Annotated in this window: 16 protein-coding genes and 1 rRNA gene; 2 read left to right on the forward strand and 15 right to left on the reverse strand. The window is 38.6% G+C overall.

Translation table 11 applies throughout. The features are described from left to right. Positions 1 to 109, reverse strand: a 16S ribosomal RNA gene (locus tag GD441_RS08455); the annotation flags it as partial. A 413-nt stretch (positions 110 to 522) separates the two neighbouring features. Continuing rightward, positions 523 to 765, reverse strand: a complete 243-nt coding sequence (locus GD441_RS08460; RefSeq protein WP_153125691.1) for a hypothetical protein — start codon at positions 763 to 765, stop codon at positions 523 to 525. Positions 766 to 918: 153 nt separating this feature from the next. On the opposite strand from GD441_RS08460, the gene pdaB reads away from it, so the two are divergent. Then, positions 919 to 1,671: a polysaccharide deacetylase family sporulation protein PdaB gene (pdaB, locus tag GD441_RS08465; RefSeq protein WP_153125694.1), complete on the forward strand. Its 753-nt coding sequence runs from the start codon at positions 919 to 921 to the stop codon at positions 1,669 to 1,671. 36 nt (positions 1,672 to 1,707) lie between these two features. Here the strand turns inward: pdaB and GD441_RS08470 are convergent, their stop codons facing one another. Then, on the reverse strand, positions 1,708 to 2,331 hold the full coding sequence (locus GD441_RS08470; protein ID WP_153125696.1) for a KinB-signaling pathway activation protein: 624 nt from the start codon (positions 2,329 to 2,331) through the stop codon (positions 1,708 to 1,710). A gap of 142 nt (positions 2,332 to 2,473) precedes the next feature. On the opposite strand from GD441_RS08470, the gene gerD reads away from it, so the two are divergent. Beyond that, the gene (gene gerD / locus GD441_RS08475; protein ID WP_153125698.1) at positions 2,474 to 3,109 is read left to right on the forward strand and encodes a spore germination lipoprotein GerD; all 636 of its coding nucleotides are present in this window, start codon (positions 2,474 to 2,476) and stop codon (positions 3,107 to 3,109) included. Between the two features lie 170 nt (positions 3,110 to 3,279). Here gerD and GD441_RS08480 read toward each other — a convergent pair whose 3' ends face one another. The 12 genes from GD441_RS08480 to rpsK all read right to left on the reverse strand — a co-directional run bounded on the left by GD441_RS08480 (position 3,280) and on the right by rpsK (position 12,632). After that, positions 3,280 to 4,338: an Mrp/NBP35 family ATP-binding protein gene (locus GD441_RS08480; protein ID WP_153125700.1), complete on the reverse strand. Its 1,059-nt coding sequence runs from the start codon at positions 4,336 to 4,338 to the stop codon at positions 3,280 to 3,282. Between the two features lie 256 nt (positions 4,339 to 4,594). After that, entirely contained in the window at positions 4,595 to 5,317 is a 723-nt protein-coding gene (cwlD, locus tag GD441_RS08485; protein WP_153125701.1) for an N-acetylmuramoyl-L-alanine amidase CwlD, read from the reverse strand. Between the two features lie 77 nt (positions 5,318 to 5,394). Next, positions 5,395 to 5,838, reverse strand: a complete 444-nt coding sequence (locus GD441_RS08490; RefSeq protein ID WP_153125703.1) for a YbaK family protein — start codon at positions 5,836 to 5,838, stop codon at positions 5,395 to 5,397. A 231-nt stretch (positions 5,839 to 6,069) separates the two neighbouring features. Continuing rightward, positions 6,070 to 6,462, reverse strand: a complete 393-nt coding sequence (rpsI, locus tag GD441_RS08495; protein ID WP_153125705.1) for a 30S ribosomal protein S9 — start codon at positions 6,460 to 6,462, stop codon at positions 6,070 to 6,072. 20 nt (positions 6,463 to 6,482) lie between these two features. Then, positions 6,483 to 6,920 (reverse strand): 50S ribosomal protein L13, encoded by a 438-nt coding sequence (rplM, locus tag GD441_RS08500; RefSeq protein ID WP_153125707.1) that lies wholly within the window; start codon positions 6,918 to 6,920, stop codon positions 6,483 to 6,485. A gap of 118 nt (positions 6,921 to 7,038) precedes the next feature. Next, positions 7,039 to 7,821, reverse strand: a complete 783-nt coding sequence (truA, locus tag GD441_RS08505) for a tRNA pseudouridine(38-40) synthase TruA (RefSeq protein ID WP_153125709.1) — start codon at positions 7,819 to 7,821, stop codon at positions 7,039 to 7,041. Positions 7,822 to 7,836: 15 nt separating this feature from the next. Beyond that, a complete protein-coding gene (locus GD441_RS08510) occupies positions 7,837 to 8,634 on the reverse strand; it encodes an energy-coupling factor transporter transmembrane component T family protein (protein WP_153125711.1) in 798 nt (265 codons plus the stop codon). After that, complete coding sequence (locus tag GD441_RS08515; protein WP_153125713.1) at positions 8,631 to 9,500, reverse strand: energy-coupling factor ABC transporter ATP-binding protein; 870 nt, start codon at positions 9,498 to 9,500, stop codon at positions 8,631 to 8,633. The genes GD441_RS08510 and GD441_RS08515 overlap by 4 nt, the downstream gene beginning before the upstream one ends. After that, a complete protein-coding gene (locus GD441_RS08520) occupies positions 9,476 to 10,315 on the reverse strand; it encodes an energy-coupling factor ABC transporter ATP-binding protein (protein WP_153125715.1) in 840 nt (279 codons plus the stop codon). The genes GD441_RS08515 and GD441_RS08520 overlap by 25 nt, the downstream gene beginning before the upstream one ends. A gap of 357 nt (positions 10,316 to 10,672) precedes the next feature. Then, entirely contained in the window at positions 10,673 to 11,035 is a 363-nt protein-coding gene (rplQ, locus tag GD441_RS08525) for a 50S ribosomal protein L17 (protein ID WP_153125717.1), read from the reverse strand. A gap of 79 nt (positions 11,036 to 11,114) precedes the next feature. Beyond that, entirely contained in the window at positions 11,115 to 12,059 is a 945-nt protein-coding gene (locus tag GD441_RS08530) for a DNA-directed RNA polymerase subunit alpha (RefSeq protein WP_153125719.1), read from the reverse strand. A 183-nt stretch (positions 12,060 to 12,242) separates the two neighbouring features. Beyond that, complete coding sequence (gene rpsK / locus GD441_RS08535; RefSeq protein ID WP_153125721.1) at positions 12,243 to 12,632, reverse strand: 30S ribosomal protein S11; 390 nt, start codon at positions 12,630 to 12,632, stop codon at positions 12,243 to 12,245. Positions 12,633 to 12,636: the final 4 nt, after the last annotated feature.

The raw sequence follows: 12,636 nt of genomic DNA on the forward strand, positions 1-12,636 counted from the left end.
CGTCCGCCGCTAACTTCTCAAAAGCAAGCTTTTAAGAAGTCCGCTCGACTTGCATGTATTAGGCACGCCGCCAGCGTTCGTCCTGAGCCAGGATCAAACTCTCCAAAAAGTTTTATAAGCATCGAATCTCTTCGTCAGCTCCGCTCGCTCACGTCCTCATTTATCAATAATAAACTCCGGCGTTCGCTCGCTTTGCTTCCTCGACCTTCTCGCTTCTAAAACTTTTTTCGCTTTAAAAGAGAGAAAATCCGATTCTCAACTTCATCCTTTTCGAGCTTGATTTGCTCATAAATTGTGTTGCTTAAAAGCAACTAGAATTAACGTTGACGTATTGTTTTGTTTAGTTTTCAAAGTGCAATTCCAAGTTCCTGTCGCTCAGAAGCGACTTTTATATAATACCAAGTAATCAAGTTGAAGTCAACAACTTTTTTTAAATTTTTTAAGAACATTTCACAGTGTTAACAACAACGATATTTAATATACCAGCCGTTTTTAACACCGTCAACACTTTTTTAAAAAAAATTATTTTACGTCATTTTTATTCTTTCTTGTTCGGCTTTTTGTTTTCATATATTTTATACATTCCCTAGCAGGAGCGACTCTTTTGAAAAGATTAAACAATATTTTATACCTTTCATCCATTGATCTTTTTACAATATGGTCAATGCGATCATCTTGAAGATCGAATAAAATCTCGTCCATCTCTCGTTTTAAGAGATATTCTATTTCTTTTTGTTCTTTAACATTTATTAAAAAACCAAGCATATATTCACCTCAAACATTTTTTACTATTTTTACCTTAATGCATAACTTTATGTGAGTAGAAGTCGATTTATTTATTATTTTCCTATTAGCATGTCATAACTCAAGATATTAAGCATAGTATGAGACAAGAAGCAGTTGGACGAGGTGATAAATTTGGATTTTTTTTTCGTATGGAGTGGAAGAAAAATAAAGCAATATACTTTTATTGTCCTGATCGCATTTTTCACGGCATGGTTTTTCTATTTGCAAAATCTTGTTAATGAGCCCGTATTTTCAACACCAAATGGACCAAAAGCAATATACAAAGGGGAAAAAGATATTGCCCTTACTTTTAATATTGGATGGGGTGATGAAAAAGCTGTACCGATTTTGGATGAATTAAATAGACTTAACGTAAAAGCAGCCACCTTTTTTCTCTCGGGTTCTTGGGCTGAACGACACCCACATATAGTAGAGCGTATTATAAAAGATGGCTACGAAATTGGAATGCTTGGCTACAATTATAAAGACTATTCCCAACTAGAGGACAAAGAAATAATTCGGGATATTTCTAAAGCACAGGAAGTATTTAAAAAATTAAATTTAAAAAACATCGATCTACTTCGTGCACCTACCGGTCATTTTGATAAGAGGCTATTGAAAATAAGTGAACGGTTTGGATACACGGTTGTCCATTGGAGCATTGATTCGAAAGATTGGACAAATCCAGGTGTTGAACAAATCACAGCTAACGTAAATCAGGCGAAAAAAGGGGACATCATCCTTCTTCATGCCTCTGATTCAGCTAAACAAACCGCTCAGGCTCTTACATCCATTATTCAATCCATCAAAGCAAAAAACCTAAAAATGATTACAGTTTCTGAAATGATTGCAAACTCCACTTCAAGTAGTGAAGAAATAAAATAACAACCGCACACAAAAATGACTACCCAAAACGGATAGTCATTTTTGTTGTTTTTTCATAGCCAATTCTTGAGCTGATTTTTCATTTAATTTTGATAAAATCAATAACTGATAAGCATTACATAAGAGAAGAGGTATTAACATAAAATACATCCAGCTTTTATCATTTACACGTAAGACCGGTACCCACTCAACGATCGTTACTACTGTCATAAAGAATAAGGCAGGAATGAAAGCATGATGATTTGTTTGCTTCATTTTCAAATACGCAACAATTAGCCCCACAAAAAGAAGCAATAAAGCAACCAATACAAAGGAGACAATACTTTCTCCTTCTCCAAAGCTTACAAAACGGAAATAAACTAAATCAAATAATACAAATGCAATTAATACAACCTGAACGGAATTCCATAATTTAACTGATTTAAAAATACCAAGTCCAAACCGATGGACAGTTAAGTATGCAAAAAAGCCCATCTGACTAATAACACTAAAGATTAGACCAACACCAAAATACCAGAAAAATGAAGACAAAATACCACTAACCGATAAAGCTACCTGCTCCGATTCTCCCATTGGAGCTAAAAATCCTACAACTCCCGCTGTCAATCCTCCAATTAATAAAGTCGAAAAAAATAATCTGACTAAATTCCTACTATTCACGTGTGTTCCCCCAATAATTATTCTCACTCTTCTGATTGTACCAACCGATATTTTAAAAATCTACATTTTCTAACAAGAGGTATAATTTTTAGTCACAGAATCATATTAAGACTAGATATAGGTGTGAAAGGAGCTTTTCGTCATGAAAAAAAGCGCCATATTAATCCTTATTAGCATATTTGTTCTTTCTGGTTGTGCTCAAAATGAAGCCGGTGAAGAAAAAGTGAATTACGAAGAAACAAAAAAAATGGTTGTCGATATATTAAAAACAGATGACGGAAAAAAAGCAATTGAAGAAGTAATGTCTGATGAGAAAATGAAAAGTAAGTTCATTTTGGATCAGACCGTTGTAAGTGAAAGTATTGAAAAGACAATCATATCCGATAAAGGAAAGAAATTTTGGAAAAAAACATTTGAAGATCCAAAATTTGCTTCCGCCTATGCTAAAAGCATGGAAGATGAGCATAAAAAATTATTAAAAGACTTAATGAAAGATCCGACTTATAGGAAGCTGTTAGCCGAAATATTTCAAGACCCTGAGATGGAGAAAGAAATCATTTCAATCATTAAAAGCAATAAAGTTCGAGATGAAATGAAAAAAACTTTACTCGAAACAATGGATAGTCCACTGGTAAAAGTAAAGATGCAGGATATTCTTTTAAAAGCTGCAGGAGAGATGCAGCCCCAACCTCAAGAAAAAGGAGGAGAACAAGGCGGGGGTGATGGCGGAGACGGAGGTGGAGGTGAAGATGGAGAAGGAGGATCTACAGGACCATAAATAACAACAAGAGGTTGTCTTAATAAAAGAAAAGCATAAATAAAACCGGATTTTGACGATTTAAAAAATCACATTTGTGGAACCGAGTGCTGGCGCTAAAAACTGAACAACAAATACAATAGGGTGACCGTTTTTACGGTCACCCTTGATCTAATACACCATGCAACCCATTACTGTGCTTCTAAAATATTCACTACCTTCTGAGCAATTTCTTTATAAATCTTGCCCAACTTATGGTCCTCTGCGTATATGGACGGAGCAAAATCGTCTTCATTCCAGTCTGGCTGCTGTAACGGAAGTTGGCCAAGCAACTCGGTACGTAATTCTTCAGCAAGCTTCTCTCCGCCGCCTTTTCCAAAAACATATTCCTTTTCACCTGTTACTTTACTTTCAAAATAGGACATGTTTTCAATAACACCGATTACCTCATGATCTGTTTTTAGAGCCATCGCTCCTGCACGAGCCGCAACAAATGCCGCTGTAGGATGAGGTGTTGTTACGATAATTTCCTTACAAGATGGAAGCATAGAATGAACATCTAACGCCACATCTCCTGTACCTGGAGGAAGATCAAGAAGCAAGTAATCCAACTCGCCCCACTCAACCTCTTGGAAAAAGCTATTCAACATTTTTCCAAGCATCGGTCCTCTCCAAATGATTGGAGCATTATCTTCCACAAAGAATCCCATAGAAATGACCTTTACCCCAAAACGCTCTACTGGAATGATTTTGTCCCCTCTTACGACAGGTCTTTTTGTAATTCCCATCATATCTGGTACACTGAATCCATAGATATCCGCATCAATAAGACCCACTTTTTTTCCGATTCTCGCTAAAGAAGTAGCAAGGTTAACGGAGATCGTAGATTTACCTACTCCACCCTTTCCGCTTGCAATAGCTATAAAGGCTGTCTTGCTATTAGGAGAAAGCAAACCATTATCTTCTGAAGTACCTGCCACGCGATGTTTCGCCAGCTCTTCTTCCGGTAAATCTGTAAAGCGGATGCCTACCGATTCTGCTCCAGCGTTTTTTAGCAATTCTACCACTTTTGTTTGTAGTTGCAGCTGTTCTGCCGTTCCAGTCTTAGCAATTGCAAGCTTCACACTAACATGATTTTTTTCCGGTTTTACCTTTATTTCTACAATTCCGTTCGTATCCTTCAAGCTTTTATGTAAGAACGGATCGTTTAATTCACTAAGAATATTCCTGATTTGTTGTTCAGTTAACATGTTAGCACCGCCTTTATGTATTCGATTTCATAGGTAAGTATAACATATTTTCTGACTTTTATGCCTTTTCATGTTTAAATCCATGTAGTCTTATTGAAAAAACCCGTTTCAATAATACATAACTTTTTGCAATTAAGAAAACTCGCCAATTGGCGAGCCTTGCAAAGGCATAGACAGAGGCGCAGTTGCAGTTATACCAAAAAAACCGGACAAATCCGGCTTACATGCTTACTCGGCTTCTCTCTATTTATTCCGTTCATTTCTTCTCAGCCACCACATATTTTTTTTCTGTAAAATAGCGCATAACTCCTTTATAAATGGAAGCTGCTATTTTATTTTGATAAGCTTCACTGGTGAGATTTTGTCTTTCTTCTGCATTGGAAAGAAATCCTACCTCGACCAGCACTCCTGGCTTTTTCGCATTCCTCATTAAATAGACATTACTGATCGGTCTCGCCTCTCGAGATGTATTTTCTAGGGTATCCCGAATTTCCCTTTGAATAAATTTTGCGGCTCTTTCATTTTCCTCATATCTTAATGTATAAAATGTTTGAGCTCCGCTCCATCTAGAAGAGGGAAATGAATTCAAATGGATGCTAATAAATAAATCTGCTTCAGAATAGTTGATCAATTCCACTCGTTTTCGTAAATCTACTCTTTTCCGGTTACTGAATCCATTCACTCCTTCTCCAGCTAAATCCGTGTCACTTTCTCTCGTCATGATAATCATGGCTCCTTGCTGCTGCAAATAATCCCGTAACTTTTTCGCTACTGAAAGTGCAATATCTTTTTCAATAACGCCATCAGCTTCTGCTCCACCATCAGGACCTCCATGCCCCGGGTCCAAAATGATGACCCTTCCTGATAACGGTAAGTTCCAGGAGTCCCACGAATCATCTTCAATAAACTGAAAGGTCACAATCAGGAAAAGAGTTACAATACCTATTGCAATGGCTGCAAATCTTAGTCTCCTCCACATATTCCTGTCTCCTTTACGCTAGTCCTCTTTAAAAAATATGGGACAGGCGCAAAAAATAGAACCTGTAACGACGGAAATCAATGAAGTCTCAACTTATATCTCCTTTTCCCTTTTTCAAAACCATCAATCCACCAACTGTTTACATATTGCTCGCATTGGTAATACAAAGATTCATTAAATAAGTCATAATCCCCTACTTTGCCCCAGTAAAGGATAAAGTTAAAAAGTGTATCGATCAGATGCTTTTCTTCCTTTTCACAACGCTTTTTCGCTTCTTCGGCTGTCTCGCCATAATATCCGAATTTGCTGAAATTGGCACCTAATAAGAATGCTTCAATTGCCACATCAAAGCAACCCTCTTCAACAATCTCCGAATAAGTAACACCTAAACGATGATTCGAAAACAGATAAGTTTGAACTCTTTCCTTTAAGAGCTTAGGGGACATCTCTCTCAAGACCGTTCTCTCATATTTGATCTGTTTTTCCCTTTGCCTCTCCTTCAAATTCGTGATTACATTCATATTTAAGCCACCTCTATATAAAATGGGTCATACCCATTTTCGAAAGTTTATTTCCCGTTAGATGTAGTGTTTGGATTGTGAGATAGGGTATGCTTCTTTTTTATGATTAGGATGATGGGAATTATTGAGGAGGCTTAAAAAAGTGGAAAGTGCTCTTCAATCTTTGACTGAAAAAGTAGATTCATCAAAAAAACCCTGCTCCATAAGGAACAGGGTTTTTGATAACAAAAATTAACGTTTTGAGAACTGAGGAGCGCGACGTGCACCTTTAAGACCGTATTTCTTACGCTCTTTCATACGTGCATCACGAGTTAATAATCCTGCAGCTTTTAGTACTTTGCGGTATTCTGGGTCAACTTGAAGCAATGCACGAGCAATTCCGTGACGGATTGCGCCAGCTTGACCAGTGAATCCACCGCCGCTTACATTTACAAGAACATCGTAGCTGCCTGTAGTTTCAGTAGCTACTAATGGTTGTTTTACAACTAAAAGTAAAGTTTCAAATGGGAAATATTCGCTAATATCACGACCGTTAACTACGATGCGTCCGTCGCCAGGTACTAAGCGTACACGAGCAACAGAGCTCTTACGACGACCAGTGCCATAGTATTGAACCTGTGCCAAGATAGTAACCTCCTTAAAAATTATCCGCGTAATTCATATACTTCTGGTTTTTGAGCTTGGTGCTTGTGCTCTGGACCAGCGTATACGTGTAATTTTTTAAACATTTGACGACCAAGAGAGTTTTTAGGAAGCATGCCTTTGATAGCAAGCTCTAACATTTTCTCAGGGTAATTTGTTCTCATTTCAAGAGCAGTTCTTTGTTTTAAGCCGCCTGGATGCTGGCTATGACGGTAGTAAATTTTGTCTGTAAGCTTCTTACCAGTTAATTCAATTTCAGAAGCATTGATAATAATTACATGATCACCAGTATCAACGTGTGGTGTGTAAGTTGGTTTGTGTTTACCGCGTAAGATGGATGCTACTTCACTAGCTAGACGACCTAAAGTTTGGCCTTTAGCGTCTACAACGTACCATTTACGATCGATTTCATTTGCTTTCGCCATGAATGTCGTACGCATCGTTTTACCTCCTAAAAAATATGTTCCATATATTTATTTCAATCACGAATAAGTTTCCGGGGCTTATCGTGGGATTAAAATTCATACCATATTATATTATATCCTTAGCCTTATATTGTCAAGAGTATGTTACGCCAGGATTAGTTGTCATTAAACTTTTTTCATCATAAAACACTTGCCACAAATATAATCCTTGTGCAGGCGCTGTTTTTCCCGCTGCACGACGGTCTTTTGCAAGCAAAATAGCTTTGATATCTTCAGGCTGCCTCAGTCCGCTCCCAACCTCAAGAAGTGTTCCCATTACTATTCGGACCATATTATATAAAAATCCATTTCCGACAAACCGAAACATGAGCTCATCGTCATTTCGGACAAAAGAAATGTGATAGATTGTCCGAACCTTATCCTCCATTTCTGTTTTTGCCGAACAAAAGCTTGTAAAATCATGCGTTCCAATTAAATAATCAATAGCTCTTGTCATTGCTTCTTCGTTAAGTGGATAAGGGTAATGATACACATAATGACGGCGAAGCGGATCTGGTACATCTCCGGTTTGAATCCTATAGCAATATTCCTTTCCTTTCGCGTCAAACCTCGCATGAAAGTCAGGTGCCACTTCTTCTACCGACATAATGGATATATCAGCCGGTAAAATGGAATTCAACGCTTTTCTCCATCCCAAAAGTGGAATCTTCAAGTCGCTATCGAAATGAATAACCTGACCCTTTGCATGGACACCTGCATCTGTCCTGCCTGAAGCCGTGACTTTTACTTCTTTTCCTTTATGGAGCTGCTCTAGTCCATGTTCTAATTCTGCCTGCACGGTTCGTTTATTCGGTTGGATTTGATAGCCGGAAAATTGAGTTCCATCATAGGCTATTATACATTTCAATCTGCTCATAAATATGGCTCCCTACTAGCTTCTAAATAAAATCAATAGAATGGTCAATACAAGAAGCGAGCCTAACAGCAATGTATCAAAAATACTCCACTGCAACATCCGGTATTTCGTACGTCCTTCTCCCCCGCGATATCCTCTCGCTTCCATAGCAATCGCTAACTCTTCTGCCCTTTTAAAAGAGCTCACGAATAGCGGTACCAAGAGAGGTACGATCGACTGAATCCTGTCTTTAATTGGTCCAGAAGTGAAATCAACACCACGTGCAGTTTGAGCTTTCATAATTTTATCTGTCTCCTGCATCAGTGTAGGGATGAAACGTAAAGAAATGGACATCATTAAAGCAAGCTCGTGCACAGGCAACTTTAACTTCTTAAATGGATTTAATAATAGCTCCATTCCATCCGTAATTTCAATAGGTGTCGTCGTTAATGTCAGCAGAGAGGTAATGATGATTAGATACGTAAACCTTAAAGAAATGAAAATACCCTGCCTTACTCCACCCTCATAAATTTCTAACCATCCGAGCTTATATAACAGGTCTCCTTCTTTTGTAAAAAAGATATGAAGCAAAAAGGTGAAAAGAATTAACCACAATATTGGTTTTAATCCGTTATATAAAAATTTAATCGGAATTTTGGAAAGTAAAATGAGTACTAAACTAAATAGACCTAGAATCGTATAAGTAACGGCATTATTAGCCAAAAAAACGATACATACAAAAAAGAATACGAGCAATAGCTTAGAACGGGGATCCATTTGATGAAGGATGGAATCTGATGGCACATAACGTCCAAAAATCATCTTTTCCATCATGAGCGTATCCCCCTCTTTATAGCTTGCTGAATTTCCTTTGCCAAATCCGAAATAGACAAGGCTGGTTTATCAAACCTTACGCCCATTTCTTTTTGGAGAGTAAGCTGAAAACGAACAGTCTCAGGTACATCAAGACTAAGCTCAAGCAATTGCTCCGGCTGGGCAAAAATATCAGCAGGCGTCCCTTTTTTATGGATTGTCCCATTATGCATAACAACAATCTCATCTGCATATTTAGCGGCATCTTCCATGCTGTGGGTTACAAGGATGGTTGTAAGACCTCTTTCACGTTGAAGATTCGCAAACATATCCATAATTTCTTTTCGTCCTCTTGGATCCAATCCGGCCGTAGGTTCATCCAATACAATCACTTCCGGTTCCATAGCCAGCACCCCAGCGATTGCTACTCTCCTCATCTGACCGCCGGATAAGTCGAAAGGTGATTTTTTCAAAATACTTTCGTCCATTCCAACTTGTTTTATAGCCTTTCTTGCGAGAGCCTTAGCCTCTTCCTCAGAAACCCCGAAATTCATAGGACCAAAACATATATCTTTTTCAACTGTCTCATCAAACAGCTGATGCTCTGGAAACTGAAAAACAATTCCTACTTTCTTTCGAATCGGACGAAGGTTTTTTTCTTTTTTATCGGCCTCAATTACTCTGTCACCTATTATAACTTGTCCCTTCGTTGGTTTTAACAAACCATTCAAATGCTGAAGAAGAGTGGACTTACCTGAACCAGTGTGACCGATTACAGCAAGATAGCTTCCTTCTTTGATATCTAGATTTATATCGTAGATCGCTAATCTTTCAAATGGAGTATTTGCCTGATATCGGTGTTCTACTTGTTTAAGTGCAACGTGCATAGCTCTTTCACCAACTCTTCTTGTGATAAATAGCGGTCTGATAAATCGAAACCAATATCTTGTAACGCTTTTGTTAATTTCACAGAAAAAGGAATATCAAGACCGAGAGCCGTTAGTTCCTCATCCATCTTAAAAATTTCAGACGGGGTTCCCTCCCGATAGAGTTGTCCTTTATTCATAACGATGATACGATCAGCTTTTGCTGCTTCCTCTAAATCATGGGTAATCGATATAACTGTTAAAGCTTTATTTTTCTTTAATTCTCTAACTGTTTCAAGAACTTCTTCCCTGCCTCTTGGGTCCAGCATAGAAGTGGCTTCATCCAAAATAATAATACTCGGCTGAAGCGCTAACACTCCAGCAATTGCAACACGCTGCTTTTGTCCCCCTGACAGATGGTGCGGCTCTTGATTCAGAAAAGAATCCATTTTTACTTTTCTAAGTGCATCCATCACTCGCTCAACCATCGTTTCACGATCAACACCTATGTTTTCTAAACCAAAAGCCACATCATCCTGAACAGTCGTCCCCACAAACTGATTATCAGGATTTTGAAATACCATGCCGATTTCCTTACGAATTTCCCAAACGCTGGCTTCCGTTAGCTCTTGGCCTTTAACAGTGATTCTTCCTGACTGTGGATATTGAAGACCATTCAACAGCTTGGCAAGAGTGGACTTACCGGAGCCATTATGACCTACAATAGCTAGCCATTCGCCTTCCCACACTTTAAAAGAAACATCTCTTAATGCTGGTTGGTCCTGTCCTTCATATGTGAAGGAGACTTGATCTACATGAACCAGTTCAGATCTCATGTTTTACCTCCCCTAAACTCGGCTTTTCTAACTCAACTCCATCTCATTATATAAAAATTATATAAAAAAACGCTGCACCCCTCCTAAAGGAATTTATATTCCTTAGATGAATAGCAGCATCCATTCAGAAAATATCTGACATAATATTGGCTCTCCAAATGAGAGCATTGGAGGGGTGCGAGAGCTAGACGAGAAGCATTTATTTTAAATGCAGCCATCGTAACACTCAATGCGTGTTCCTTTTAGAATAAAAACTCAGTAGACTTATAAACTAAGCGTTCATCGCCTTTATTCCCTATAAAAAAAGGGCAAAGACAAGTTAGCTTTAAACTGTCCCCGCCCTTTTGTGATCGTCTATTAAACTAACTCGATAATCACCATTGGAGCTCCGTCACCGCGACGTGGACCAACTTTCATGATACGAGTGTATCCGCCTTGACGCTCTTCATAACGAGAAGCGATATCGCTGAATAGCTTTTGAACAGCATCTTGACCTTTTTCAGCATCAGCTACTTCATGACGAATGTAAGCAGCAGCTTGACGACGAGCATGTAAGTCACCGCGCTTACCAAGAGTGATCATTTTTTCAACAACAGAACGTAATTCCTTCGCACGTGCTTCTGTTGTTTCGATACGCTCATGGATAATTAGGTCAGTTGCTAAATCACGAAGTAATGCTTTACGTTGAGCGCTAGTGCGTCCTAACTTTCTGTAACCCATTGAGAGATTCCCTCCTTTGTTGAAGTCATAATCTATAATGCAGACTAAAAGTGTATATTATGGCAAATACCAATCGTTATTAGTCGTCTTTACGAAGACCTAAACCTAACTCTTCAAGCTTCGCTTTCACTTCTTCAAGTGACTTGCGGCCTAGATTACGGACTTTCATCATATCTTCTTCCGTTTTATGAGCAAGCTCTTGAACGGTATTAATACCGGCACGCTTTAAGCAGTTGTAAGAGCGAACAGAAAGATCAAGTTCTTCAATCGTCATTTCAAGAACTTTTTCTTTTTGGTCTTCTTCTTTTTCAACCATAATTTCAGCATTTTGAGCTTCGTCAGTTAAACCAACAAAGATATTTAAATGCTCTGTCAAAATCTTTGAACCAAGAGCTATTGCTTCTTTTGGGCCCGTGCTTCCGTCAGTCCAAACATCAATCGTAAGCTTATCATAGTTTGTCATTTGGCCTACACGTGTATTTTCAACTTGATAAGAAACACGTGCTACTGGAGTATAGATCGAGTCGATAGGAATAACACCGATCGGTTGATCCTCTCTCTTGTTCTGTTCAGCCGGAGTATAACCGCGTCCACGACGAGCAGTTAACCTCATACGTAAATGCCCATTTTTGGCAATGGTCGCAATGTGTAAATCTGGATTTAAGATTTCCACATCACTATCATGCGTAATGTCAGCTGCAGTAACAACTCCTTCACCCTGCACATCAATTTCCAGCGTCTTTTCCTCATCAGAGTAAATTTTAAGAGCTAGTTTTTTCACATTCAGAATAATAGAAGTAACATCTTCTACGACGCCTTCAATTGTTGAGAACTCATGCAGTACTCCATCTATCTGAATAGATGTGACAGCGGCACCTGGGAGTGAGGATAGAAGGATACGACGTAAGGAGTTACCCAAAGTTGTACCATACCCACGCTCAAGTGGCTCGACGACGAACTTACCATACTTGGCGTCATCGCTGATTTCAACCGTTTCGATTTTTGGTTTTTCTATTTCAATCATTCAATAAACCCTCCTTCAAAACGTCGAAACCCCGGCTAGAGATCAACAGATTACCAATCTAACCGAAATTCCCCATGTTTATATTCCCGATTGTGCGCAACAACTGAATTAATCATTCTGTAATAACGCAAAGTTTCTATCATATCCCATTATAGACAGGGATACAAAATCTATACAGAAAAATTAAACACGGCGACGTTTTGGTGGACGGCATCCGTTATGTGGAACTGGAGTTACGTCTTTAATAGCTGTAACTTCTAAGCCAGCCGCTTGAAGAGCACGAATAGCAGCTTCACGGCCAGAACCAGGTCCTTTTACTGTAACTTCAAGGCTTTTCATTCCATGCTCCATAGATGCTTTAGCTGCAGTTTCTGCTGCCATTTGAGCAGCGAATGGAGTAGATTTACGAGAACCTTTGAAACCAAGTGCACCTGCGCTTGACCAAGAAATAGCATTACCGTGTGGATCAGTAATCGTAACAATAGTGTTATTGAAAGTTGAGCGAATATGTGCAATACCTGATTCAATATTCTTTTTTACACGACGTTTACGAGTATTTGTTTTACGTGCCATAAGA

Source organism: Peribacillus tepidiphilus (assembly GCF_009466385.1).
Taxonomy (GTDB): Bacteria; Bacillota; Bacilli; order Bacillales; family DSM-1321; genus Bacillus_BN; species Bacillus_BN tepidiphilus.

Coding starts and splice junctions, on each gene's coding strand:
- GD441_RS08460 (WP_153125691.1), bottom strand. CDS start 765: ATGCTTGGTTTTTTAATAAATGTTAAAGAACAAAAAGAAATAGAATAT.
- gerD (WP_153125698.1), top strand. CDS start 2,474: ATGAAAAAAAGCGCCATATTAATCCTTATTAGCATATTTGTTCTTTCT.
- GD441_RS08480 (WP_153125700.1), bottom strand. CDS start 4,338: ATGTTAACTGAACAACAAATCAGGAATATTCTTAGTGAATTAAACGAT.
- cwlD (WP_153125701.1), bottom strand. CDS start 5,317: ATGTGGAGGAGACTAAGATTTGCAGCCATTGCAATAGGTATTGTAACT.
- GD441_RS08490 (WP_153125703.1), bottom strand. CDS start 5,838: ATGAATGTAATCACGAATTTGAAGGAGAGGCAAAGGGAAAAACAGATC.
- rplM (WP_153125707.1), bottom strand. CDS start 6,920: ATGCGTACGACATTCATGGCGAAAGCAAATGAAATCGATCGTAAATGG.
- truA (WP_153125709.1), bottom strand. CDS start 7,821: ATGAGCAGATTGAAATGTATAATAGCCTATGATGGAACTCAATTTTCC.
- GD441_RS08510 (WP_153125711.1), bottom strand. CDS start 8,634: ATGATGGAAAAGATGATTTTTGGACGTTATGTGCCATCAGATTCCATC.
- GD441_RS08515 (WP_153125713.1), bottom strand. CDS start 9,500: ATGCACGTTGCACTTAAACAAGTAGAACACCGATATCAGGCAAATACT.
- GD441_RS08520 (WP_153125715.1), bottom strand. CDS start 10,315: ATGAGATCTGAACTGGTTCATGTAGATCAAGTCTCCTTCACATATGAA.
- rplQ (WP_153125717.1), bottom strand. CDS start 11,035: ATGGGTTACAGAAAGTTAGGACGCACTAGCGCTCAACGTAAAGCATTA.
- GD441_RS08530 (WP_153125719.1), bottom strand. CDS start 12,059: ATGATTGAAATAGAAAAACCAAAAATCGAAACGGTTGAAATCAGCGAT.
- rpsK (WP_153125721.1), bottom strand. CDS start 12,632: ATGGCACGTAAAACAAATACTCGTAAACGTCGTGTAAAAAAGAATATT.